Genomic DNA, 25,404 nt, shown 5'->3' with positions numbered 1-25,404 from the left:
TGAATGTCAAGTGGTGGTAAGCTAATCGTCATTCATTTTTCCAGAATGATTCCTTCGTATTAAGAGCTTCAGACCTGCTTTTATGCAACTTAGATGCCGATTAGCTAGAAGGATTACGTTCTCCGTTTTTATTAGTAAATAAGGTGCGTTACTCCTAGTTGGGGTAGTAATTTACGATCGCATAACGATCACATAATATTTAACGGGTCTACATCAATAGTTAAACTTACAGAGGAAGGACAAAGCGATCGCACTTCTTCCCAATCTGGTAATCGCGGTAAGGCATCGGGGGCAAATTTAATCAATATCTGCCAGCGATAACGATTAGCTACTCGTAAAATACTCGCTGGTGCTGGGCCCAATATCTCGAATTCTTCTTCTGTACTCAAGGCTGTAGCAATAACTTGCGCCGTATTTTGTACTTGAATCGGGTCGAGACTACTTAAACGCAACAAAATTAACCGCCCATAAGGGGGATAATTGAGTGCTTGGCGTTGTTCCAATTCAGCTTGAGAGAAAGATTGATAATCGTGCGATCGCACTGCTGCAATTACCTGATGCTCTGTAGTATAAGTCTGCACAATTACTCTACCGGGATCTTCACCTCTACCGGCACGTCCAGCGACTTGTGTCAAGGTTTGAAACGCTCGTTCGCTGGCACGATAATCTGATAAATTTAGTAATCCATCGGCGGCGACAACACCCACAAGTGTCACTTGTGGTAAATCCAAACCTTTGGTAAGCATTTGCGTTCCGACTAATAAATCTGCTTCGCCATTGGCAAATTGAGTGAGTAGGGTACGGTGTGAGCCTTTGTTACGGGTGGTATCGCTATCAAAACGAATTAAGCGCAATTCTGGAAACTGTCGCGCTAGTTCTTGCGTTACCCGTTGAGTACCGCTACCGAAAAATTTCAGGTAAGGGGAACTACAATCAGGGCAAAATTTGGGGTGCGATCGCGCATAGTTACAATAATGACACCGCAATAATTCCGGCGCTTTTTCTTCGGTGTGGTGATACGCCAGCGACACATCACAGTGGGGACATTCCAACACATATCCACAACTGCGGCAAGACACAAAAGTACTGTGTCCCCGACGATGAATAAATAAAATTCCCTGTTGTTTTCTTTCTTGCAACTCTTCTAAAGCTGCTTGCAGGGATCTACTAAATATAGAACGATTTCCTTGTTGCAACTCTTGCCGCATATCGACGATTTCCACCGGCGGTAAAGGGCGAGAGTTGATGCGCTCAGGCAAACTTAAATAATGAGTGCGGAATGAGTGCTGAGTGCTGAGTGCTGAGTGCTGAGTGCTGAGTGAGGAGTGAGGAGTGAGGAGTGAAGAGTTAGGAGTTGGGAGTGAGGAGTGAGGAGTTACGACTTCTCCCCCTGCTCCCCTGCTCCTCTGCTCCCCTGCCCCTCTGCTCCCCTGCTCCCCTGCCCCTCTGCTCCCCTGCTTCCTCACACTTACCCAAGTTTCTAACGAAGGCGTAGCAGAACCCAACACCAAGGGGCAGTTTTCTAATTCAGCTCGCCAGTGGGCAACGGTGCGGGCGTGGTAGGTGGGTATAGGGGAATCTTGTTTAAAGCTGCTATCGTGTTCTTCATCTAAAATAATTAAACCCAAGTTGGGTAAAGGGGCGAAAACGGCGCTACGAGTACCAATGACAACTTGAGGTTCTCCGGTGAGCATTTGCCGCCAAGTGTCGTAACGTTCACCATCAGAGAGGGCGCTGTGATAAACGCTGACTTTATTACCAAAACGAGCACGAAAACGATCGGTTAGCTGGGGTGTAAGTCCAATTTCTGGGACTAAGACAAGAGCGGATTTACCTTGATTGAGGAGAGGTGCGATCGCTTGCAAATATACTTCGGTTTTTCCTGAACCTGTCACCCCATGCAATAAAACTTGAGCAAATTTATCTAATGTCTGAATTGTTGTTAAAGCGCTAGCTTGAGCTGTAGTTAAAGATTTAGCACCATCGCCTACTAAAGTTGGGCCTTGTTCAGTTCGCAATACTTCCCGTTCTTCGATGATGATGTAGCCTTTTTCCTCTAGCCCTTTCAGGGTAGGGGTAGTTGTTTTACAAATCTGTAAGAACTCATTTAACCACAACTCTCCGCCACGTCGGCGCAACACTTCTAAAATCTCTCGTTGGCGAGTAGTTAACTCTTGGTCAATTGTACCTGTGAGCGTAACTGCTTTTTGCAATTTTGGTCGAGTTAGTCGCGGCGGTTCTAAGTAGCTTTCTACTAAACCAAATCGCAATAACTCCCGAATTCCCCGATAAGCAGATTTGACTTTTTGTTGAAGGTAAACAAAACTGTAGTCCCCCGCTGGTTGCCCTTGCAAAAGTTCCCAAACTTGCCGCGCAGTCGGAGTCAAAAAAGCCAAAGGATCGGCAGATCCCAGTAAATAACGGCTCCCCCCTGCCCCCCTGCTCCCCTGCTCCCCTGCTCTCCCTCCAACCAGGCGGATACGACGCTGCGATCGCCCCAACAATCCTGGGGGTAGAGCAACCCGGATTACTTGAATCAGCGGCGTATAGTAATATGCAGCAACTCGGTTGAGTAATTCCCAATAAGCACTTGGGAAAAATCCAACGCTGACTATATCTTCTACTTCCCGGATTTTTTCTGGTGGTAAATCGATATTGGGTTGTGCCAGTAACCGAATCGCGATCGCTCCTAATTGTTGCGCCCCAAATGGCACGCTCAAAATATCTCCTGGTTTGATTTCTAACTGGGCTGGCAATCGATAAGTAAATAGTCCTGTACTTCCTGGACAGTCTACCAATACTTCAACCCACCGATTAACAGTTTCACCTGACTTGTATGATTCACTCGGTTCACTCACCACTAAAGGAGATAAATTTATGTCATTAATATACATACTTGCGGATTTTATAATTAAATATTTTCCTCACATAGCTGGTCAGAATCAACCTAGCTAACTAAACTTTAGTTTTTCGCTTTCTTAAATTTAAATGGTATTTCTCAATACTGTTATTCTTCATAATACTTGATAATTTTCCTCTTATGTAATCTACTAGACAAATTCGTATCAACTATATATGCAATAAATATTTGGTACCCACTATACAAATAAAAGCATGTCGGCTATTGCTGCAACAGTTACTCTATCTACTAAATATGGAGTAGCCTTTTTCCGCCTAGCGGTAGATATTCAACCATTTCTGTATATGAGATGCTTTTATACAAAGTAAGATCAGATCAAAATTAAACTGCTACTCTTGTAATTTGTATTATATAGGTAACTGGAAATCAAATCGGGAATGCGTAACCCATTAGTAGGTCTTCCTTTTATACAACAGTCTACTCCAGCGACTAAAACATTATAAATATTTAGAAAAATATATGAAAGTTTAAAATATTTGGACGATTAGCTGGAATTTTTATATTTGTTAAGGTTGAGAAAGTTTGAGGGGGTTTGACATATTTGATAATTCAGAAAAAAATGAAGAATATATCTGCTGGGAATCTAAGAAAAAAGTTTTGCTGGGTGCTAAGGTAAGTTTCGTTATAGGTTGTATATAACTGTAACCTATAGATACTAGGTAGATGCCGATTTTTATTTCTATAGACAAATTGCATCAGCCTATATTTCGCTATTCTTTACGGGTGCGTCGTCCATTAGGGAAAACTACCAAGCCTCAAACGAGTAGGTGTAAATAAATGATGTACCAAACAAAGCAACAATCCCTAAAGGAAAATATGAATATTGTTGAATTGGGAAAAATGGAAATACTGGAGAATGCTGCTGATATCGAAGAACCATCGCTCGATAGTTTAAATGCAGTGGCAGAAGAAGAATCTCCAATTGTAGTAGAAAATCTGGAATCAGACGAACGCGATGGCGATGACATGGCCGCGGCTCGTCCTTCGGGATACAACAAAACTGAACATGATGATGCTGTCGGCGCATTTTTTAAAGAAATGGCACGTTATCCGCTCTTAAAAGCTGATGAAGAAGTAGAGTTAGCGCGGCGAGTTAGGTTTCTAGAAGAATTTAGAGAAATACAAGCGGCTTTAGAGTTAAAGCTGGAACATGAAGCCAGCAAACTAGAAGTGGCTTCCGAGCTAGGAATGACGGAAAAGCAACTAGAAAATCGCTTGTATCAAGGGAGAGTAGCGAAACGCAAAATGATTCGCTCGAACTTGAGATTGGTAGTGTCTATTGCCAAGCGATATTTAAATCGGGGAGTGCCTTTTCTGGATTTAATTCAGGAAGGAGCAATGGGCTTAAATCGCGCTACAGAAAAGTTTGATCCCGATAAAGGATATAAGTTTTCTACCTACGCCTATTGGTGGATTAGACAAGCCATTACTAGAGCTATAGCTAACGATGCGCGAACAATTCGGCTACCGATTCATATTGTTGAAAAGCTGAACAAGCTAAAAAAAGCCCAACGGGAACTCAAACAAAAACTCTGTCGTAATCCTACCGAAGGAGAAATGGCAGAATATTTAGAAATTAGTGTGCAACAACTACGCCAGCTACAACAGCTACGGCGACAAGCACTTTCTCTCAACCACCGCGTTGGTAAAGAAGAAGACACGGAATTGATGGATTTGCTAGAAGATGAAGATAACTTGTCTCCAGAAGCAAAAATGAATGAAAACATGATGCGTCAGGAGATTTGGGAAGTCTTGGGTGACGTGTTAACTCCACGAGAGAAAGATGTGATTTCTCTGCGTTATGGTTTGACAAGCAGCGAACCATGTACCTTAGAAGAGGTTGGCAATATGTTCAATCTTTCTCGTGAGCGAGTGCGTCAAATTCAAAGCAAAGCCATGCGGAAATTGCGCCGTCCTCACATAGCCAAACGCTTAAAAGGTTGGTTGATTTAATTACATTGCTCAAGATAGAGGTGCAATCTGGAACTTAATTAGCTTTGCAATTCGCAAAAATCGGGCGTTTTGTAGCTTTTTTCGGCTCTTGTTTAGTCAATACTCAAAATAAATTGCCCAGTTACCTATAGACTATGGACTATAAACTATGGACTATAGACTAATGACTTCGGGTAGCAATTTGATTGTGCGTTTTGCCGAACCAGCCGATTGCAGCGTATTGTTTAAATTAATTGAGGGACTTGCAGAGTATGAAAAATTATCTCACGCGATCGCTGGCAATGCTCTAGCACTTCAGGAGCATTTATTTGGTTCGCGGAGGTATGTAGAGGCAATATTAGCAGAATCTGCGGGTCAAGCTGTCGGTTTTGCCCTATTTTTTCATAATTATTCAACATTTCTGACTAAGCCAGGAATTTATCTGGAAGATTTATTTGTTTTACCAGAATATCGCAGGCAAGGTATTGGTAAGGCTCTCCTAACTAAAGTAGCTCAGATAGCTGTAGAACGTGATTGTGGGCGATTTGAGTGGAGTGTCTTAGATTGGAATGAGTCAGCCCAAGAATTCTACCGTAGTATGGGAGCATCTATATTAGATGATTGGCGAATTTGTCGCGTCACAGAAGATGTGCTTACTCAATTAGGATCGGTCAAATAAAAAACGAAGGATGAAGTATAAAGGATGAAACAAGACAATTTTTATCTTTAATATTTCATCCTTAAATTTTAATAATTTTCTTTATAAAATACTCAAAATTACATAATTTTGCATTTTAATCATCAGTATAAATAGCACAGCTTTGCAAATAAAAAAGCTAGGTATTTTGTAGACAAGCAAATTCTCGTTACATATCGCTTTTGTGCTAATAAAGCTAAATCTAAAATCGCCAAGATTCAAAATCCAAAAACTTTATTTAATAAACCAAAGTTTGACAGCTTGTCATTTGACTATGGTAGCGGCTGAACTCACAATTATGGAGGATATTGCACCGAATAAGCTGTTATTGCAGAGAGAACACGAAATGAAAAAAATGATTACAGTCATACTGTTAGGCATAGCAATCTTCACCTTTGCCTTCAGCCGTCCAGCATTGGCAGCAGATGCTGCTAGTGGAGCTAAAGTATTTAGTGCTAATTGTGCCTCTTGTCACGCCGGAGGTAAAAATCTTGTTCAAGCTCCGAAGAACCTGAAGAAGGACGCTTTAGAAAAGTATGGTATGTACTCAGCGGAGGCGATTATTGCCCAAGTTACAAAAGGTAAAAATGCCATGCCTGCTTTTGGTAGTCGTTTAAAACCTAACCAGATTGAAGATGTAACTGCTTATGTACTTTCACAAGCAGATAAAGACTGGAAGTAGGCTAAAATCTAACTTCAAAAATTAATAATTTGCGGGGCTTTTTGTCCCGCTAATTTTAGAGTTATTGTACTCAAGCCACAAATCTTGCACCGAATAACTTTGAGGCTTATCTAAACCGGGGAGTAGCACACTACAGACAAGGGGATTATCCTGCTGCCATTGTCGCTCATAATCGAGCGATCGCACACTATTAGGGCTATACAGGGTATCCACCAGCTTGAAAAATCTGTTCGGCGGTTAAATTTAATTCGGGGAACAGAGGTGAGATAATGCGATCCTTACCTTGAAACTGGCTAACTTGGTATTCTCCTTCAATTAAAGTGTAAAGCGAGACAGTTGGTTGTTTGGGGTTGCCAATAAATCGCCTACCACCTAAAGCAGCATAATCTACAATCCAGTATTCTGGGATGCCTACAGCCTCATAGTCAGCAGCTTTTTTTAAATAATCATCACGCCAATTGCTACTCACTACCTCAACGACTAAAGGTATTGATTCCGCAAGGCTTACAGTAGATTCTTTTTTCCACAGAGGTTCATTTATCAAATTAGGGAGATTTAATATCAGTACATCTGGTGAGTAAGCCGATTCACTTTCAGGCGGTTTTACTAATACTGTTTTCGGGATGCCATAGCGTAGGCTGATGCGACTATATTCTAGAATAAATTTCTGGACTAAAAATACAATGATCTCTTCATGATCGCCTGTGGGTTGCGGCATCTCTACTATTACTCCATCATGCAACTCATAACGTTTTCCTGTGTTGTCAGGATATTTAGCAACGAATTCATCGAATGTAACTAGTTTGCGTAAGGCTTGAATCATAAATTATTGTCTTCTATCGTGTTTGTGAAGTATTCATTTTTCTCAATCCTAACTTAATTCGTAATTGCTACAGGAGAAGAGGCTTTGAGGCTTATTCTCTTCGCTTTTTAAAACCTAGTTTGCTTATGAAGCGCAATATCTCTAGTCCTTCGAGATCGCAGTCTAGGAATTTGAGCGCTTGAGACAGAATAAAAAATATCTCAACTCCAAGTCAGATCATATTGCCAGTAGAACCGAGATCACACTTCAATTATTTTATCTCAGTTAAACTAAATACTGCTATTAAATATAACAAAAAATTACGTAAGCATATAAATTATGGCAATGAAGAGAGGCGATCGCAGAGATTCTAATCATGACAACAATGTTAATAATCCTCGTTCACGGCAGAAGGAACCAACTCCTCCTCGTGAGCTTCAACAGCTATTGATGACTGTTCGTGCCCAACGCGATGAATGGCAACAACGTGCAAAAGAAAATGAGGAAGCTACATCTCAACTGGTTCATATTAAGCAAGAGATTCAAACTTATCAAATCGAGGCTAATGAGCTAAAAGAGCAAGTTACTCAAAATTATCGCTTTTATATTGATGAGCAAGAAAATCATCAAAAGACGCTCTACCTTTATAACGAAGAAAAAGCAAAAATATCCCAGCTAGTTCATGTTCACCAACGAGAGATTCAAACTTATCAAATCGAGGCTAATGAGCTAAAAGAGCAAGTTACTCAAAATTATCGCTTCTATATTGATGAACAACAAAGTCATCAACAAACACTCTGTCTCTACAATGAAGAAAAAGCTAGAGCAACTGAATTTATTACCAAATATGATGCAGCCAACTCTGAACGAGAAATGTATTTGACTTTATACAATGAGGCTAAAGCAGAACTCAAGCATGAGCGTCGTTCCAAAGCTAGTATTAAGGGATGGGAAACTCGCCGGAAAGCCGAGAATGAAAAACTAAAACGAGAAATTGCCCAGATGGTTGTGCTATTGCGTGACTCTTTAACAAGTAAGGATGAAGCAGTAAACAGTCTTTACATTGTCGCAGAGCGTATGGATCGGATTCAGTCTCTAGTTGATTCGGTGGAAGAAGAAACAACTAACAATCCTATGGGTTTGGTACAAAAATTTAAACGCATCTGGCTGGCAATTAAAGATATACTTTCTGAATAAATAAGCATACTCATGAGCAAAAAATCACTCCCAGCTACGCAAAAACAAGGTAAAGCAAGGCTGGGAGATCAAATTCGCAGTATTGCCGATCGCCTTAAACAAGAGACTGATGTACAGATAAAAACAACTTCTAGGATTTTAGGAGCTGCTGCTCAAATTGCCGAAAATCATGACCGACTTATTAATGAAGTAGTTGATATGGTTGAGTCAGACCTGAATGCAGAAAAACAGGTATCTCAGAAGCATATTTATACTGTTGATATTCTGAAACAAGAGTTTAAAACATTACGGGATGCAAAAGCTTACTTTAACTTGAAAGTTAGTAGTTGGGAATCACTAATTAATAAATTAAATGCTCCATCTAACCAAACAAGCATAATACAGCATAAAAATCAATTAAATTATGGCTTGACGGACAAGAATATGATAGTTAGTGAAGACAATTTTAATAATATTGAAAAATTGACAGTTATTTTAGAACCTGATGTTGCAGAAATGTTTCCTAATTCGGAAGCAGTAAATGAAGCTCTGCGTTTTTTAATTAGAGTTACTAGTAAAAATAGCTTTTGAAAGCGAATAGACAATATTTGATATCTGGTGAAGGCTACATGAGAAAGTTCTCATGTAACTTTCATTCTCTTCTCATAAAGCTTTAGTTAAACTTACGTTAAGTTCAAGTTAAACGGTACGCGAAAATTGTGACAAACAAAGTTAGGGTTGGAAGAAAATCAGTATCAGTAAAAACTTTAGTTCTGCCTATAGAGCTACGTTTAAAAGAAGAATTGTATCGATAGCGAAGCGTTAGCGACGTAGGAGCGTCGCAGAAAGTGCCGCGAGATACAAAGCAAAGCCACTGCTGTGGGCAGGTTCCCCGACTTCCCTACGGGAAAGCAAGCTACGCGCTGTCTCCCTTTGAGAGAAGCAACTGCCATCAAATGGCGCTGCTTGCTTCAATTCCACGTTTTTAAATGTGGGTTCCCTTCTGTCTTCTGAATTTTAAAAACTCCATAAATGTGGTGTGTTTTCATGAATTATTTCAGATTGCTAGATAAAAAAGGGGATTAGATTCTGTGGGAAAAATTAGTCAGGAGTGCAAATGAACAACTTGTTATCCCACTCTGGAGAAATCATCAGAACATCGCATAGCATCATGTCTTCGGAGAATAGTAGTTTATCTAGCAATACTCGGAAGTGGCGCATTGCTTTATATTCCCACGACACAATGGGACTAGGACATAAACGCCGTAATTTGTTGATTGCTCAAACTTTAGGATGTTCACCCCTAAAAACTGATGTTTTAATGATTAGTGGCATTCAAGATGCCAGTAATGTACCAACACCTCCAGGGGTAGATTGTTTGACGCTCCCGGCTTTGCACAAAAATATTGATGGGCGATATCAGGCAAGAAGATTGGATCTATCATTGCAGGAAATTATTACACTGCGATCGCAAGTGATACTAACTACTATTAAAACATTTAAACCTGATATTTTTATTGTGGATAATGTACCGCGAGGAGCAGTCAGAGAGCTAGATCCAACCCTAAATTACTTGCGTACTCAAGGAAAAACATACTGCATTTTAGGTTTACGGGATATTTTAGATGAACCTGCTTCTGTGCGTCGAGATTGGAAGGACGGAGGTAATGAAGAGGCGATTCAAGCTTACTACGATCAGGTTTGGGTGTATGGCGATCGCAACATCTATGACCTAGCAAAAGAGTATCACTTCCAGCCAAAAACTGTTGCCAAATTCCGCTACACCGGCTATCTTGACCAACGCAGTCGCCTCAAACATCTGGATTTAGACAGCGTTCAAGCATTTAAATCGCTCAATCTGTCATCTGAACGACTGGTATTGTGCTTAGTGGGAGGCGGACAAGACGGAGCGCAGTTAGCAGAAACATTTGCTCATGCTGAACTACCACCAGAGATGAACGGTATCATCTTGACAGGCCCGTTTATGCCGCGAGAAGTTCGGCAAAAACTCCAGAACTATGCAGTGCAACGTGACAATCTGCGCGTGTTGGAATATTTAGCCGAGCCGACGCTGTTACTAAATCAAGCCGAACGTGTGATTGCAATGGGTGGTTACAACACAACTTGTGAATTGTTGTCATTTGCAAAGCGATCGCTCATTTTACCCCGCATCAAACCCCGACGAGAACAATTAATCCGTGCTGAACGATTACAAGCACTAGGCTTAATCGATGTAATACAACCACGTCAACTGACACCTACTGCATTAAGCAACTGGCTAACCCTTGAGGTAAAACCACCACAAGTCCGTAATTTCGTCGATCTCAAAGGACTTACCCGCATTCCTCAATTCGTTAATGAAATCCTCGTATCAGTTATTTGTCATTAGTCATTGGTCATTTGTCAAAGACAAAAATTTCACCTCATTAATTACGAATTACGAACTTGTACTGAGCGACTTGCCTTGAGCGTTCGCGTAGCGTCTCGTAGAGAAGTCGAAAGGAGTCGAATTATTACGAATTACGAATTATGTCAATCCGTATTGGTTATGTTCTCAAACGTTATCCCCGCTATTCTGAAACCTTTGTTGTCAATGAAATTTTGGCTCATGAAGCGGCTGGCTTAGATATAGAAATTTTTGCCTTACGACCACTATGTGACACTCACTTTCAAAATATTATTTCCCAAGTGCGTGCGCCTGTAAGTTACATTCGGAGGCCAATTCAAGGGCGGATTAGTGAATCACTCAATAGTCTTGCACCAACAGCCGCTAGCTATTTTTGGGCAGAATTACAAGAAGCAAGTAAAGTTATCCCTGACTTTTGGACAAAACTGGCCTTTGCTCAAGGTGAACAAGCTAGTACTGTCTACCAAGCCGCATGGTTAGCACGAGAAGCGCGACTCAAAGGAATTACACATTTACACGCTCATTTTGGTACTGTGGCAACTAGCGTAGCTCGGCTAGCATCCCACTTTACAGGCATTCCCTATACCTTTACGGCTCATGCTAAAGACATATTTCATGAAAGCGTGGAATTTGAAGATATGCAACGTAAACTACAGGATGCAGCTAGTGTAGTAACTGTCAGTGACTATAATCTCAGATATCTGCACAATACATATAACTTAGCCGCAAAGCAAGTTCAGCGCATTTACAACGGGTTAGATTTACGACAATTGCAATATTCTTCTCCGGCTGAACGTCCGCCATTAATTATCTCAGTCGGTCGATTAATCGAGAAGAAAGGGCTATCTGTTTTGATTGATGCTTGTGCCATTCTCAAGCAGAGAAATTATCAGTTTCAGTGTCAAATTGTCGGTACTGGTTCTTTAGAATTTGCCTTGCGTCAGCAAATTATAGATTTAGAACTGCAATCTATTGTGGAAATTGTCGGCCCGCGTCCACAAAATGAGGTGTTTCAATTAGTACAAAAAGCTGCTGTGTTTGCCGCACCTTATGTTATTGGCAAAGATGGTAATCGGGATGGACTACCTACAGTTTTACTCGAAGCTATGGCTTTAGGAACGCCCTGTGTAAGTACTGATGTGACGGGTATTCCTGAATTGGTGCGTGATGGGGAGACTGGGTTAATTGTGCCACAACATGATGCCGAGAAATTAGCCGATGCACTTGGGCAATTCCTGACTAATTCAGCTTTGCGGGTTAAGTTGTCAACCCAGGCTAGGCAATTAATTGAGTCTGAGTTTGATGTTCATCGCAATACTGCAATGTTACGGAAATTATTCTCTACGGGAATCAAACCCCGGCGATTAGAAATCGCGGCTACACAAACAAAGTCCGCCTGCGCGGACTAACGCCAAAATAGGGTTTCAAATTTAATCTGACGAGAGTAATAAAAGAGTGCTAAGGGACTTCCAAGACAAAAATTATCCATCTTGTGGGGTGGGCAACATGAGCGCTCTAAATCTGGGACGGGCAAGATGCCCATCCCACAAGAAAATTTGGGATGTTTTTTTATTTGGTAACTAATTCAGGAGGTGTGAAAATGCGAATTGCATACATTTGTGCTGATCCGGGTATACCTGTATTTGGTCAAAAAGGATGCTCGATTCATGTCCAAGAGGTGATTCGAGCGTTGCAAAAGCAAGGTAGCCAAGTCACATTATTTGCTACTCGGATTGGGGGAGAATTACCCGCAGATTTAGCTAATGTTGTTCATCAACTCCCAGTTATCCCTAAATTAGAACGGGCGGTGCGAGAGCAAGTTGCTTTAGGTATGAATCCTGATTTACGTTTAAATTTGGAAAGATTTGGCCCCTTTGACTTCATTTATGAGCGTTATTCTCTTTGGAGTTATAGCGCGATGGAATATGCCCAAGCTATGGGAATTCCGGGTTTGTTGGAGGTAAATTCGCCTCTGATTACAGAACAAGCACAGCATCGGGGTTTGATCGATCGCCAAAGTGCGGAAGAAGTCGCAAATCGAGTGTTTTCAGCTGCTACAACACTGATTGCTATTTCAGATGCAGTGAAAACTTACTTAATGAATTATGTGGACAGTAGCAAAGTTCATGTCATCCCTAATGGTGTCAATCCTCACCGCTTTTCTACCCTTCGTCCGGTAACTCAACCTGAAACCTTTACAGTGGGATTTGTTGGTACGTTGAAACCGTGGCATGGATTGCCAATTCTCATAGAAGCTTTTAGTTTACTGCATCAACGTGTTCCCAATGCCAAACTTTTAATTGTTGGCGATGGCCCCGAACGCGAAAATCTACAAATGGAATTAGCTGCACGGAGATTAGATGCTCACACTCAATTTACTGGTGCGGTGAATCCTGATGAAGTTCCTCAATTTTTAGCAGCAATGGATGTCGCCGTTGCACCCTACGCCGCGCAATCTGATTTTTACTTCTCACCATTGAAAGTGTATGAATATATGGCGGCTGGTTTGCCTGTAGTTGTGAGTCGGATTGGGCAATTGGCAGACTTAATTGATCCAGGGGTGAATGGTATTCTTTGTCCTCCAGGTGATGCGATCGCTTTAGCAGAGGCATTAGAAAAATTGTGGCGATCGCCTACTCTCCGTCATACTTTAGGACAGGCGGCGCGGCAAACGGTGATCGCACATCATACTTGGGATGCGATCGCTCAAAAAATTCTCTATATAGCATCTCCATTGCTGATGGAGGTGAAACGATAAATGTCAAAAGCTCAAAATGTTTCTGGTTTGTGGGGAATCCTAGTTTATTTCTGGTCTGACATTCGTCCACAGTTCGGACTACTTTTGATTTCTGCGATCGCTTTAGTTGCAGATGTCGGACTCCGCGTATTAGAACCTTGGCCGCTCAAGTTTGTCTTTGATTATGTTCTTCTTCGCAGCGAAAAGCTAAATAATATTCCCGTCATTGCTAGTCTAGAACCGATAACATTACTGACTTTCTCAGCCGTTGCAGTCTTACTCATTACAAGTTTACGCGCCCTTGCTGCCTATTGGAGTACCGTCGGATTAGCAACAGTTGGTAGCCGAGTCATGGCGAAAGTGCGTAATCATTTGTATTGTCATCTGCAAGATTTATCTTTGGCATATCACACCAAAGCACGTAGCGGCGATTTAATTATTCGCGTCAGTAGCGATGCTAGCCGTCTCCAAGAAATTATGATTACGGCAGCATTACCGCTAGTAGTCAGCATTCTGACTCTATTTGGGATGATTGGGGTAATGTTTTGGATCAATCCCAGCCTCACCCTACTTTCACTATTCACGCTACCGTTATTTTGGCTAGTTGCTAACCGACTCAGCCAGCGAATTAAAGATTCCTCATTAAAGCAACGCCAACAAGAAGGTGCTGTGGCGGCGACGGCGGCTGAGTCCATTGCTGCCATTAAATTAGTTAAAGCCTTATCCTTGCAAGACGCTTTTGCACGCGTATTTGCTCAACAAAATCAACGTAGTCTCAAAGAAAACGTCAAAACCCAACGGCTGGCGGCTCACTTAGAACGTACCGTTGATGCTGTGATTGCATTGGGAACAGCGATCGTTTTATGGTATGGTTCTTGGCTGGCGTTGCGGGATGCGTTAACACCTGGGGATGTGCTGGTATTTCTCACCTACCTGAAGAATGCTTTTAAGCCAGTGCAGAACTTTGCTAAGTACACTGGACGACTAGCGAAAGCTGCGGCTTCTAGTGAGCGTATTTTAGATGTATTAAATCAGCAACCTGATGTCTATGATTTGCCGGATGCAATCCCAGCCCCGATTTTCCGAGGTGCAGTGCGTTTTGATCGCGTCCACTTTGGCTATCAATCAGGACAAGTTCTACTGCAAGACATCAACTTAAACATTCAACCAGGACAGCAAGTAGCGATCGTTGGGACTTCTGGTGGTGGTAAATCTACATTAGTCAGCCTATTATTACGGCTTTATGACCCAACAGCAGGGCGCGTAATGATTGATGGGCGGGATATTCGAGAATATACATTGGCATCATTACGTCCACAAATTAGTGTAGTTTTGCAAGATAGTCTTTTATTTGCTGCTAGTATTCGAGAAAATATTAGCTACGGGATTGCAGGGGTTTCTGATGCTGAAATCGAAGATGCAACTCGTTTAGCTAATGCTCATGATTTTATCCAAGCTTTACCACAAGGATACGACACCCTTGTAGGGGAAAGAGGCGCAACTCTTTCTGGAGGACAAAGACAAAGAATTGCGATCGCTCGTGCTGCTATTCGTCAAGCTCCTATCCTGATTTTAGATGAACCTACAACAGGGTTAGATCAGGGTAATGAGAAGGCTGTGATTGATGCGCTGCAACAGTTGTCAGAAAATCGCACTACTTTTTTAATTACTCATGATCTTTATCTGGCAACTCGCGCAGATATGATTCTTTATTTGGAAAATGGGCAGGTGGTGGAACAAGGTACTCATCTGAAATTGATGCAACAGAATGGGCGTTATGCGGCTTTGTATCAAGTGCAGGCTTCTTTGAGGGTTTAGAGTTTTTTAACGCAAAGGGACGCTGAGGTAAGCGCAGAGGTACGCAGAGTATGGGGTTTAGTGATGGGAAGATGCCTTTTTTGGCGGATGCGGTTGATCGGTTGCGGGTGGAAGAGTGTTTTGGGCGGTGTTTAGCGATCGCTGCAAATTGTCGTGTGCAGAAAGTCCGGGTTATTCGTCATAAGTTGGGGCGGCGTTGTTTGATTGAATACGAATTGATTAATGATGATGGACAAATAATTACGCTCATTGGTAAGGTTAGGGCTAAGGGAACGGATTTTCATAGTTATGAGTTACAGAAATCTCTATGGTCTGCGGGATTTGGTGATGATAGTCCTGATGGAATTTCTGTACCTGAACCTGTAGGCGTAATTCCCCAATGGCAAATGTGGTTACAGCGTAAGGTTGAAGGGGTTATTGCTACTCAATTTTTATCACCAACTGACAGTATTTTACCCCCAAAACTAATTGCTGAAGCTGCCCATAAATTGCACCAAGCTAATATTCTTCCTCATCGTTCTCATACTATGTCAGATGAACTGCGAATTTTGCATGAGCGGATTCCATTAGTTACGCAACAATATCCACAATGGGAAGAACGCTTAGAGAGAATATTAGAAGCAAGTAATCATTTAGGAGAAAACACGCCCGAACCAAAACGCTGTGGTATCCACCGTGATTTTTATCCCGATCAAGTGATTATTAATAATTCTCGTTTGTATCTCATTGACCTAGATTTATATTGTGAAGGTAATCCAGCACTTGATATCGGTAATTTCATTGGTCATATTCAAGAATACAGCCTTCGTACTTTTGGTAATTCCCAAGTATTACAAGAGTATGAAAATTTTTTAACTGAAAGATTTATTCAGCTTACAAGCGATAAATTCCTCAGTGCAATTCAATCCTATACAACCCTAACTTTAGTTCGACATATTCATATCAGCACCCAATTTGCAGAACGTCGTCCTTTTACAGAAGCACTATTAAATCTGTGCGAACAGCGACTTGGGGTAATTTGTAATTCGTAAATATAGGGCTTGTGAGTTAAGTGCAATACAATAACCCCCAGTCAATTTAAATACAGTTGAGATAACCCCAAAGCCCTCATATAGAGACGCGATTTATCGCATCTTGAAAGACCAATAACCCCTACCTGAAACGTATTGCAGCTAATTTATAGCGATTCTCAGTTGAGTCTAATACCTACGGTGTACACACAAGTCTGGAGTCGTTTACGAATCTGGTTTTTACCCCACCCTAACCCTCCCTGTATGCATTGGGGAGGGAATTAGATTTCTGGCTTCCCCCCAATGCATCGGGGGGATTGAGGGGGGTAATTCGACTTGTGTGTACACCGTAGCTCCTAAAAGGAGAGAGGTCAAAGTCTATTGTATACAAACGAGAATCGCTATATCTGTCACCCTATTTTTGCGGTAGTATTTTCAGGAGATAGTATTGATGGGTTTGATTTTTTGGCAGAAAATTCGCTTGATTAGTTTAATCATTTTGTTTGCTTTTAGTAACCTAAATAAAGCTAATGCAACGATTAATGCAGCAACAATAGAAAATAATCAATTAAATAATATTACATCAGTCTCTCAATTATCTGATATTAGTGCTGATAGTTGGGAATTTCAAACACTACAAGCTTTAATTAAGCAATATAATTGCGTTAATAATGGTAATATCAATAACAATAAAAGCCTGAACAGATATCAGTTTATTATTAAATTAAATGCTTGCATTGTAAACATAAATGAGCTAACAAGTAATGGTAAACTAAATCGAGAAACGTTAACTAAAATTCAAAAATTACAAGCAAAATTTTCGGCAGAATTAGTAACTTTTAGAAATCGCATCGATTTATTAGAAAACAAAGTGAATGCATTACAAACACAACAGTTTTCGCCCCAAGTTGAATTAGAGGGAGAGATTATTTTTGCTATGACTGGTGTTGCTGGTGGAAAAAAAGCCAATAGTAGAACCAAGCAAATCAATGAGAATTTAGTGTTGAGCGATCGCGTCCGTCTTAGCTTAGAAACAAGTTTTATCGGCAAAGACAACTTACAAATACGTTTGCAAGGTCGAAATACACCAGAATTGTCAGATTTTACTGGAACTAAAATGGTCAATTTGGGATTTGATGGCGACGATGACAATGAGATGGAAGTAGATGAGATAAATTATAAATTTCCACTAGGTAAGCAAACTCGCATAACGTTCTATGCTTTGGGAGGAGGATTAGGCGATTTTGTTCCTACTGTCAATCCTCTTTTTAGCGGTAGTGGAGACGGATCTATTTCTACATTTGGACGAGAAAATCCGATTCGACGACAAGGTGGCGGTGCAGGTATCGGTATTTCTCATAATTTAAATGACTCTCTGAATCTGTCATTGGCATACGTCACCAACGATGCAGCTAATCCAGAGAGGGGAATTTTTGCTAGTCCTCATGGTGCGATCGCTCAAATCACACTTGAACCCACCAAAACAACAGCACTTAGCGTTACCTATATCTACTCTTACAATAATGTGAATACCGGAACCGGCAGCGAATTAACTAACAATCCCTTTAATAATCAGGCAGATGCCATTACTGCGAATTCCTTTGGTGCAGAAGCCGCTTGGCAACTTAACCCAAGTATCACTCTTGGGGGCCGAGTTGGTTTTATTCATGCCAAAGCAGAAGATTTAGCAGCAACCCCAAATGCTTTTATCTCCACATGGGCGTTATTACTATCGATCAAAGATATTAGCAGAGAAGATAGCTTTGCCGGATTTGTGGTGGGTCAACCGCCTAAAGTGATTGATAATAGTTTCGGTAATACCTTTGAAGATGAGGATACATCTTTACATCTAGAAGCTTTTTACCACCTGCAAATCACAGATAATCTAGCGATAACTCCGGGTTTATTTGTCATCACGAATCCCGAAAATGATAATAGTAATGACAAAATTTATGTTGGTACAGTTCGTACAACATTTACCTTTTAACTACAAAAAAGGGTATCTTTTTCTCCTCGCACTGTTAACTGATCAGGCGTAACACCATCAGAGAGCGATCTGTAACTGGTACAGTTTGAGAGCCTGAAACTAATTTTCCCCGCTCTAAAAATCGAGGTTCATTAGTGTCAATTACTATCTCCCATACCTTTTCTTTAAATTCATTGGGCAAAGCAAAGTCAATTAACTCGTAGTGAGCGTTAAAAAATAATAGAAAACTTTCATCAATAATCCGCTCACCACGATCCCCTGGAGTAGCAATTCCCTGCCCATTCAAAAAAATCTCCATTACTTTGGCATAACTAACTAGCCACTGCTTCTCGGTCATTTCACTGCCATCAGAATTAAACCAAGCAATATCATTAATACCTAAACCGTGAATGGGGCGACCTTGAAACCACTTACGCCGCCGAAACACTGGATGTTGATGGCGAAAATTAATTAGTTCGCGTGTAAAGTCTAGTAAATCCGAGTTCGCTTTATGCAAATCCCAATGCCGCCAAGAAATCTCATTGTCTTGGCAATAAACATTATTATTACCCTTTTGACTACAGCCAATTTCATCCCCTTCTAATAGCATTGGGACACCTTGAGATAGCATTAGGGTTGCTAAAAAGTTTCGTCGTTGTCGTTCGCGCAAACGCATCACTTCTGGATCGTCGGTTTCACCTTCTACACCACAATTCCAGGATCTATTATGGCTTTCACCATCTCTACTGTCTTCCCCGTTTGCCTCGTTATGCTTTTCGTTGTAGCTGACTAAATCATTTAACGTAAAACCATCATGAGCAGTGATGAAGTTAATACTTGCATTGGGGTTACGCCCGTTTGTTTGATACAAGTCAGGGCTACCGGTAAAACAGTAAGCAAATTGTCCTAAACTATCGTCTACACCACGCCAAAAATCTCGTACTGTATCCCGATATCTACCATTCCACTCAGACCAACGCAGTGGAAAGTTCCCGACTTGATAACCGCCTTCTCCTAAGTCCCAAGGTTCAGCAATAAGCTTCACATCTGCCAAGATTGGGTCTTGATGAATAATATCAAAGAAAGCTGATAGGTTATCTACCTCATATAATTCCCGCGCCAGCGCCGAGGCCAAATCAAAGCGGAAGCCATCTACATGCATTTCTGTCACCCAATAGCGCAGGCTATCCATGATTAACTTCAGAACTTGAGCATGGCGCACATTCAGAGAGTTACCGCAGCCTGTAAAGTCCATGTAGTAGCGAGGATCATCTTTTACCAAACGGTAATATACAGAATTATCAATGCCTCGCAAAGATAGCGTTGGCCCGAAATGATTTCCTTCGCCAGTGTGGTTGTAGACCACATCTAAAATCACTTCAATTCCGGCAAAATGTAGTGCCTTGACCATTTGCTTGAATTCAGTGACTTGTTGTCCCGCAGTCCCACTAGCACTGTAACTAGAATAGGGAGCAAAATAGTTGATGGAATCGTAGCCCCAGTAATTGCTTAATCCTTTTCCTTCTAAATGTCCCGGATGAGATAGAAAGTGATGTACTGGCAGCAACTCAACTGCTGTAATTCCTAATTGCAGTAAGTGTTGAATTGCAGCCGGATGCGCTAACCCGGCATAAGTGCCGCGCAACTCTTCTGGAATAGCTGGATGTAGTTTAGTAAAACCTTTGACGTGAGTTTCATAAATAACAGTTCTATACCAAGGTGTACCAAGCAGTTGATCGCCTTCCCAATCAAAAGATTGATCGACCACAACACACTTGGGCATTAATTTGGCATCATCTAGTTCAGAAAAAACTAAGTCTTTTTCCTCAGCGTCTAGAGAGTAGCCAAATACAGCCGGATCGTTAGGAAATTCACCGTCAATTGCCTTGGCGTAGGGGTCTATTAATAGTTTGTTGGGATTAAATCGATGACCTACCTCCGGTGCCCACATTCCGTGTACTCTAAACCCATACTTTTGACCTGGGCCAACTCCTGGTAAGTAACCATGCCAAACAAAATTGTTTTTTTCTGTCAAAGGTATACGAATTTCTTCGTCATCGTTATCAAATAAACAAAGCTCTACCCCTGTTGCATTTTCCGAAAATAAAGCAAAGTTTGTTCCTTTGCCATCCCAAGTTGCACCTAAAGGATATACATTCCCCGGCCATAAAGCTACATACATAAGTAAATCTTGAATATTAGTTTTTTGGCAAATATTATTGACTTCGACTTTTTTGAAAAATTAGTTAAAATCTAAGAGTTACTAATAATTCTTTATAATCGGTCACATTAAAACTTAACTTATTAGATAATATTATTTGCTCTATCATTAGTAATAAAATCTCTATTCCTTAAGTTGGAAAAATTAATGTAGAGGGCAACAGACTGAAGAAAAACTGCGCTGTCTGCGACACGCCGCGCAATCTATTTGAGTAAAGCGACTAGAGGGAGTAAAGATTTTAAACCCAAGGACTTATATTTGCGGGAAACTCTGCAACAAAATATACCGTCTGACTTAGAAATCGCTTTAATTTAATTTTTCTACTTACGTAGAATAAAATACAGCTAAAAAATTAGGATTTTTTTTGTAGTTGTGAGTAGTTTTGAATTATGCTATACACAATAGCACTATTAAAATCACTATGTTATTTGCTGCCAATTATAAGCTAGTTGCGCTTACACTGGTGGGGAATTTAAATCAGTTAAAAAATTTTTCTGAAAAACTACATTTAGAAAATAATTGTCAACTAATTGACAATGCTATAAATCGGCTAGAAACAAATTCATTGTCTATTGCAGTTGTCGGAGAATTTAAGCGAGGCAAAAGTACATTTATCAACGCTTTACTAGGACAGGAAATCCTACCATCTGATGTCTTGCCTACAACTGCTACTCTCAACCGTGTGATTTATGGATCGCAACCACTGGTCAAAATAATATTTAAAGATGATGAACAGCGTAAGATAGCGATTAATAAACTGCCTAGTTTTGTGACAAAACTAACACCAGAATGTGAAGCTGTTGCCATGACTGTGAAAGAAGCAGTCATTTATTATCCAGTAAACTGTTGTCGCAATAATGTAGAAATTATCGATACACCAGGCTTGAGTGACGATGAAAATATGACGGCAGTAACCCTTTCAATTATTCAAAAAGTTGATGCTGCTATTATGGTAACATCAGCTTTAGCACCTTTTGCTGAATCTGAAGGAAATTTTATCACTCAAAAGTTATTAACAAATAGCCTTGGTTGTATCATATTTGTAGCAACAGGAATTGACCACTTCAAACGCTCACAGGATGCAGATAAAGTAGTTAAAACTATTGAGAAACGGATCGCATTTTTTGTAGAGAATTGGGCAAAAGAACAGTTTGGTGCAAATTCTCAGGAATATAAATTTTATTTAAATAAGATTGGTAACCCAAAGGTTTTTGGTCTTTCTGCTTACCAAGCATTGTCAGCTAAAGTTAATAACAATGATGCACTTTTAAACCAGAGCCATTTTGGGAAATTTGAATTGGCGCTACAGAAGCTTCTGTTAGAAGATCGGGAAAAAATTATTTTACAAGTGGTTGTTAATCACGTAAGCACTATAGCTACAGAAATTACCAAAATAATTAATAATCAGCAAAATGAATTAGAACGACAACAACAACTTTGTAGTAATAAATATTATCAACTTCAAAATATAATTTTAAATTACAACAAAATAAAAACACAAAAAATATTGTTGGTTAATCATAACAATGACAAAATTAAAAGCCAAGTAAGTTTATTAATAAAACAGTTAGAAAATCGATTGAAACAGACTGTTGAGCAAGTTATTGAATCAATAGAGGTAAATTCTACAGATGGCATAAAATTACAGCAACAATATGCTAAATACATCTCAAATGCTGTGCAAAGCGCTAGCCAAATAATAGTAGAGCAAATTCAAAATGTCATCAAGCAAGAGTTATCAGAAGCAGTATGGCAAATGCAGAGTTTGCTAGAAATAGCGCCTGAAGTGATGCATAGTGTTGAAATACATTTAACTCAAATTGATGATAATTTAGGTTTTCAAACCTCGTCGCTGCAAATAAGTAACTCGCTTAACCAAGCTTTTGAGCAATTCAATCGAGAGCAATATAGTAATTTACTGATTTTATTTACTTGGAGTTCAGAAACATTTATTTTTAAATCTGAATCGAGTGGTTTATCTAGTGTCGTTGGTGATGTAGCTGGTTCTTTATTCGATTCTTTAGGAAAAGCTGTAGGTGTAGGATTTGGCAATTTGCAAAAAGCCAAGAACTTGAAAAGCAATTATAAATCTAAGGTAATTGCAGAGATTGAAAACCAATTGCGATCGCACCAAACTAAACAAGCAGTTGACGAGTACATTTATCAAGTATACAAAAATTTAGAACTCTTCAGAGTTAAAGTAGATCAAGAAATTAATTCATGGATTGAAAACGTTCAGAATACACTTGCTAAAGTCCAGGGAAAACAACAAGCTTTGGCTGAAAATCAGCGAAAAATACTCGATACAATGCGTAACGAAACGCTAACTATTCTAAATAATGCTTTGGTTTTATCTGAGCAACTCTACCAAAGTATCAATCTGGATAAGCACGATAATTTAGAGAAAAAAACTTGTATAAATTGCGGTTATGCGAATGACTCAAGTTGTAGGTTTTGTATTAAATGTGGTACTCGTTTAACTATAAACAATTGATACTATCAAACTGCACCAGCTTTGTAAAGTAGTCTAGAAAATTATCATTTTTGCTGAACAGCAGCAAGCCTTCAATAACATAGGCTTTGGCATTTCTAATAAGATAAAACTGCTAACTATATCAAGAAATACTGACAATAATCTAAAACCTCATCCGAAAACAGTGCATCACGAGATGTATTACTGATCAGACTGCTTGCAAAGGTAGCTAGCGAATAAACTTCGGGTAGTTAAAGCCCGCTGTAGGCATCGTACCAACCAAACAGTGACCAGCAGGCTAAGAGATATTAAGCCCAAGCCACAGCAAATTTTGTTTATTTTGCTCCAGATTTAGAGTCTCTTGGGCATTAACAGACTTAGCGACAAAGACTGGGATTTGATGATTTAAAGCCTAAATATTTATTCAATAAATCACCTAGAGAGGATTGAAAATGGAAGCTGTAAATAATCATAATGCTCCTTTAGCATCACTCACAGATTACAACAAACTAGCGAATAACTTAGTAATTGATTTGAAGAGACTACGATCATTTTCAGAAAAACTTAATCTCCACCAGTCAATTTCATCAATTGATGATGTTTTACAACGAATTGAGGAGAAGACTTTCTGGGTTGCAGTTGTTGGAGAGTTTAAACGCGGCAAGAGTACATTTATTAATGCTCTACTAGGTCAGGAAATTTTACCATCAGATATTGAACCATGTTCTGCTACTCTCAATCGCGTTACTTATAGTTTAAATTCCTATGTGGAAGTGGAATTTATAGATGGCGAAAAAGAGAAGATAGCTATTGACGAACTTGCTAATTATGTGACGAAGTTAACACCAGAAGCTGAAGCAAAGGCGGCAACGGTGAAAGAGGCTGTTGTATATTATCCAGCTACTTATTGTAAAAACAATGTAGATATTATTGACACACCAGGATTGAATGACGACCCTAGCATGACTGGTGTAACACTTTCAGTATTACCTAGAGTTGATGCTGCTATTTTAGTAATCATGGCTCAATCACCTGTTTCAGAAGTCGAACGGGACTTTTTAGAGAACAAACTATTAACAAATGACTTGGGTCGTGTGATTTTTGTGGTTACTGGAATTGACCGCTGCAATCGACCTGGAGATGCTGACAAAGTAATTGCCAGTGTGAAAAAGCGTATTAGAGAATATGTGTTAGAGCGAGCGGCACAACAGTGGGGTGAAAACTCGGCAGAATATGAAGTTTACTTGAAAAAGATTGGAGACCCAAAAGTTTTTGGTCTTTCTGCTTACCAAGCTTTGGAAGCGAAGGATAGCAAAGATGATGAATTGCTTGCTAAAAGCCGTTTTGTTGAATTTGAAAAGGCTTTAGAGCAATTTCTGGTTAGGGAACGGGGAGCAATTGAGTTGCAAGTACCTTTAAATCGAGCGATCGCTACATCTGGAGAAATTTTATCAACAATTAACATTCAAGAAAGTGCCCTCAAAATGAAGTTAGAAGATTTTGAGAAAACCTACGAAACCTCTATTGCAGAAATTGCAGACTTGCGAAGCCGAAAAAAAGACGAAATGCAACTCATTGATAAAGCAGCTGAAAATGTCAGATATAATGTCAGGCCTTTACTCAATAAGCTAGAAGATGATTTGAAGCAAACAGCACTGCAAGTTATTGATTCAACAACAATAACCTCTAAAGAATTGACTAACAAGAAAGCTTTGGCTGAAAAACTGGGTCGCAAAGTTTCTACTAGCTTGCAAAATGCAGGGCAAAAGTTGGCTGATAAAATTCAGATAGAGATTCAACAGGGGTTAGCAGAAGAAGTAGACCGATTAAAAGATTTTGCTAATTCTGTAGTTACAGTCCTAAATCGCATCGAAATGCAGTTTCTTGATGTTGAAGCTAATTCTAATCGTAAAAGAAACGCAGGTGGAGAAGCTATTGCTGCTGCTTTAGCTGTATTCACCGGATTTGGTGGTATCTGGTCAGGTTTTCGCACAGCTGGTGTTAAAGGTGCAGCAGTTGGTGCGGCTGGTAGCGTTGGTACAGCAATTGGTGCTGGAGTATTAGCGGGGTTAATCGGATTCCCAATTACCTGGCCTGCTCTTATTGCTATTAGTGTTGTGTCCGTTTTCACAGGAGGTTGGCTCACCAAATTGGTGTTTGGTGGTGAACAAGTGGAAACCTTTAAGGAAAATTACAAGGAAGCTATTATCAAAGAAATTGAAAAACAACTGAAATCAAATCCGATTAATCATAAAGTTGAGGATCACATTTCTACAAGTTTTGAGCATCTTAAGCAAACACTAAGCCAAGAGGTCGAGGCTTTACTGGATAATACTCAGAATACTCTTTATGAACTGAACCGAAAACGGCAGCAGAATGAAACTCAAACAGAAGCAGAACGTAAGGAACTTGATGAAATTCGGGCAGAAACAGAGAGAATTCTTGGTAGCGCCCAAAGACGCTCTCAAGAACTTGTCGAAATCATGAGTGTTTAAAAATCTTCAAGGCTGTGAGGTTTGAGATTTGATCATACCTCACACTCCATACAACGAATTTTACAGTT

17 protein-coding genes and 1 pseudogene are annotated in these 25,404 nt (G+C 40.1%); 14 read left to right on the top strand and 4 right to left on the bottom strand.

Going from position 1 to position 25,404, the window contains the following annotated elements:
• Positions 1 to 188: 188 nt before the first annotated feature.
• Positions 189 to 2,894 (bottom strand): primosomal protein N', encoded by a 2,706-nt coding sequence (gene priA / locus RMY16_RS04515; RefSeq protein ID WP_322735350.1) that lies wholly within the window; start codon positions 2,892 to 2,894, stop codon positions 189 to 191.
• 806 nt (positions 2,895 to 3,700) lie between these two features.
• Here priA and RMY16_RS04510 point away from each other — a divergent pair.
• From RMY16_RS04510 to RMY16_RS04495, 4 genes and pseudogenes are all read left to right on the top strand, one after another.
• A complete protein-coding gene (locus RMY16_RS04510) occupies positions 3,701 to 4,873 on the top strand; it encodes an RpoD/SigA family RNA polymerase sigma factor (protein ID WP_322662468.1) in 1,173 nt (390 codons plus the stop codon).
• 163 nt (positions 4,874 to 5,036) lie between these two features.
• Entirely contained in the window at positions 5,037 to 5,531 is a 495-nt protein-coding gene (locus RMY16_RS04505; RefSeq protein ID WP_322662470.1) for a GNAT family N-acetyltransferase, read from the top strand.
• 364 nt (positions 5,532 to 5,895) lie between these two features.
• Positions 5,896 to 6,231: a cytochrome c6 PetJ gene (gene petJ / locus RMY16_RS04500; RefSeq protein WP_322662473.1), complete on the top strand. Its 336-nt coding sequence runs from the start codon at positions 5,896 to 5,898 to the stop codon at positions 6,229 to 6,231.
• A 104-nt stretch (positions 6,232 to 6,335) separates the two neighbouring features.
• Positions 6,336 to 6,425: pseudogene (locus tag RMY16_RS04495) on the top strand (tetratricopeptide repeat protein); the annotation flags it as partial.
• A 2-nt stretch (positions 6,426 to 6,427) separates the two neighbouring features.
• Here the strand turns inward: RMY16_RS04495 and RMY16_RS04490 are convergent.
• Positions 6,428 to 7,054 (bottom strand): Uma2 family endonuclease, encoded by a 627-nt coding sequence (locus tag RMY16_RS04490; protein WP_322735349.1) that lies wholly within the window; start codon positions 7,052 to 7,054, stop codon positions 6,428 to 6,430.
• 318 nt (positions 7,055 to 7,372) lie between these two features.
• Here RMY16_RS04490 and RMY16_RS04485 point away from each other — a divergent pair, with 318 nt between their 5' ends.
• Together RMY16_RS04485 and RMY16_RS04480 are read left to right on the top strand one after the other, a co-directional pair.
• Positions 7,373 to 8,230 carry a hypothetical protein gene (locus RMY16_RS04485; RefSeq protein ID WP_322735348.1) on the top strand — a complete coding sequence of 286 codons (858 nt, stop codon included), beginning with the start codon at positions 7,373 to 7,375 and terminating at the stop codon, positions 8,228 to 8,230.
• A gap of 12 nt (positions 8,231 to 8,242) precedes the next feature.
• Positions 8,243 to 8,800, top strand: a complete 558-nt coding sequence (locus RMY16_RS04480) for a hypothetical protein (protein ID WP_322735347.1) — start codon at positions 8,243 to 8,245, stop codon at positions 8,798 to 8,800.
• 231 nt (positions 8,801 to 9,031) lie between these two features.
• On the opposite strand, the gene RMY16_RS04475 is transcribed toward RMY16_RS04480, so the two are convergent.
• Positions 9,032 to 9,190 carry a hypothetical protein gene (locus RMY16_RS04475; RefSeq protein ID WP_322662285.1) on the bottom strand — a complete coding sequence of 53 codons (159 nt, stop codon included), beginning with the start codon at positions 9,188 to 9,190 and terminating at the stop codon, positions 9,032 to 9,034.
• Between the two features lie 136 nt (positions 9,191 to 9,326).
• Here RMY16_RS04475 and RMY16_RS04470 point away from each other — a divergent pair, with 136 nt between their 5' ends.
• The 6 genes from RMY16_RS04470 to RMY16_RS04445 all read left to right on the top strand — a co-directional run bounded on the left by RMY16_RS04470 (position 9,327) and on the right by RMY16_RS04445 (position 18,168).
• Entirely contained in the window at positions 9,327 to 10,598 is a 1,272-nt protein-coding gene (locus tag RMY16_RS04470) for a glycosyltransferase family protein (protein WP_322735346.1), read from the top strand.
• Between the two features lie 140 nt (positions 10,599 to 10,738).
• Entirely contained in the window at positions 10,739 to 12,025 is a 1,287-nt protein-coding gene (locus RMY16_RS04465) for a glycosyltransferase (RefSeq protein WP_322735345.1), read from the top strand.
• A gap of 191 nt (positions 12,026 to 12,216) precedes the next feature.
• The gene (locus RMY16_RS04460) at positions 12,217 to 13,374 is read left to right on the top strand and encodes a glycosyltransferase family 4 protein (protein ID WP_322735344.1); all 1,158 of its coding nucleotides are present in this window, start codon (positions 12,217 to 12,219) and stop codon (positions 13,372 to 13,374) included.
• Positions 13,375 to 15,171 carry an ABC transporter ATP-binding protein gene (locus tag RMY16_RS04455; RefSeq protein WP_322735343.1) on the top strand — a complete coding sequence of 599 codons (1,797 nt, stop codon included), beginning with the start codon at positions 13,375 to 13,377 and terminating at the stop codon, positions 15,169 to 15,171. It begins immediately after the preceding gene.
• Positions 15,172 to 15,221: 50 nt separating this feature from the next.
• On the top strand, positions 15,222 to 16,202 hold the full coding sequence (locus RMY16_RS04450) for a phosphotransferase family protein (protein ID WP_322735342.1): 981 nt from the start codon (positions 15,222 to 15,224) through the stop codon (positions 16,200 to 16,202).
• A gap of 430 nt (positions 16,203 to 16,632) precedes the next feature.
• Complete coding sequence (locus RMY16_RS04445; RefSeq protein ID WP_322735341.1) at positions 16,633 to 18,168, top strand: iron uptake porin; 1,536 nt, start codon at positions 16,633 to 16,635, stop codon at positions 18,166 to 18,168.
• A 34-nt stretch (positions 18,169 to 18,202) separates the two neighbouring features.
• Here the strand turns inward: RMY16_RS04445 and glgX are convergent, their stop codons facing one another.
• Positions 18,203 to 20,329: a glycogen debranching protein GlgX gene (gene glgX / locus RMY16_RS04440; RefSeq protein WP_322735340.1), complete on the bottom strand. Its 2,127-nt coding sequence runs from the start codon at positions 20,327 to 20,329 to the stop codon at positions 18,203 to 18,205.
• A 460-nt stretch (positions 20,330 to 20,789) separates the two neighbouring features.
• Between glgX and RMY16_RS04435 the strand changes: the two genes are divergently transcribed.
• Complete coding sequence (locus RMY16_RS04435; protein ID WP_322735339.1) at positions 20,790 to 22,862, top strand: dynamin family protein; 2,073 nt, start codon at positions 20,790 to 20,792, stop codon at positions 22,860 to 22,862.
• A 431-nt stretch (positions 22,863 to 23,293) separates the two neighbouring features.
• Entirely contained in the window at positions 23,294 to 25,336 is a 2,043-nt protein-coding gene (locus RMY16_RS04430) for a dynamin family protein (protein ID WP_322735338.1), read from the top strand.
• The last annotated feature ends 68 nt before the right edge of the window (positions 25,337 to 25,404 follow it).

It is taken from the genome of Nostoc sp. DedQUE12b, from assembly GCF_034530835.1.
Lineage (GTDB): Bacteria > Cyanobacteriota > Cyanobacteriia > Cyanobacteriales > Nostocaceae > Nostoc.
Note: the sequence above shows the minus strand (reverse complement) of the source record. Positions and strands in the feature narration are given on the sequence as shown.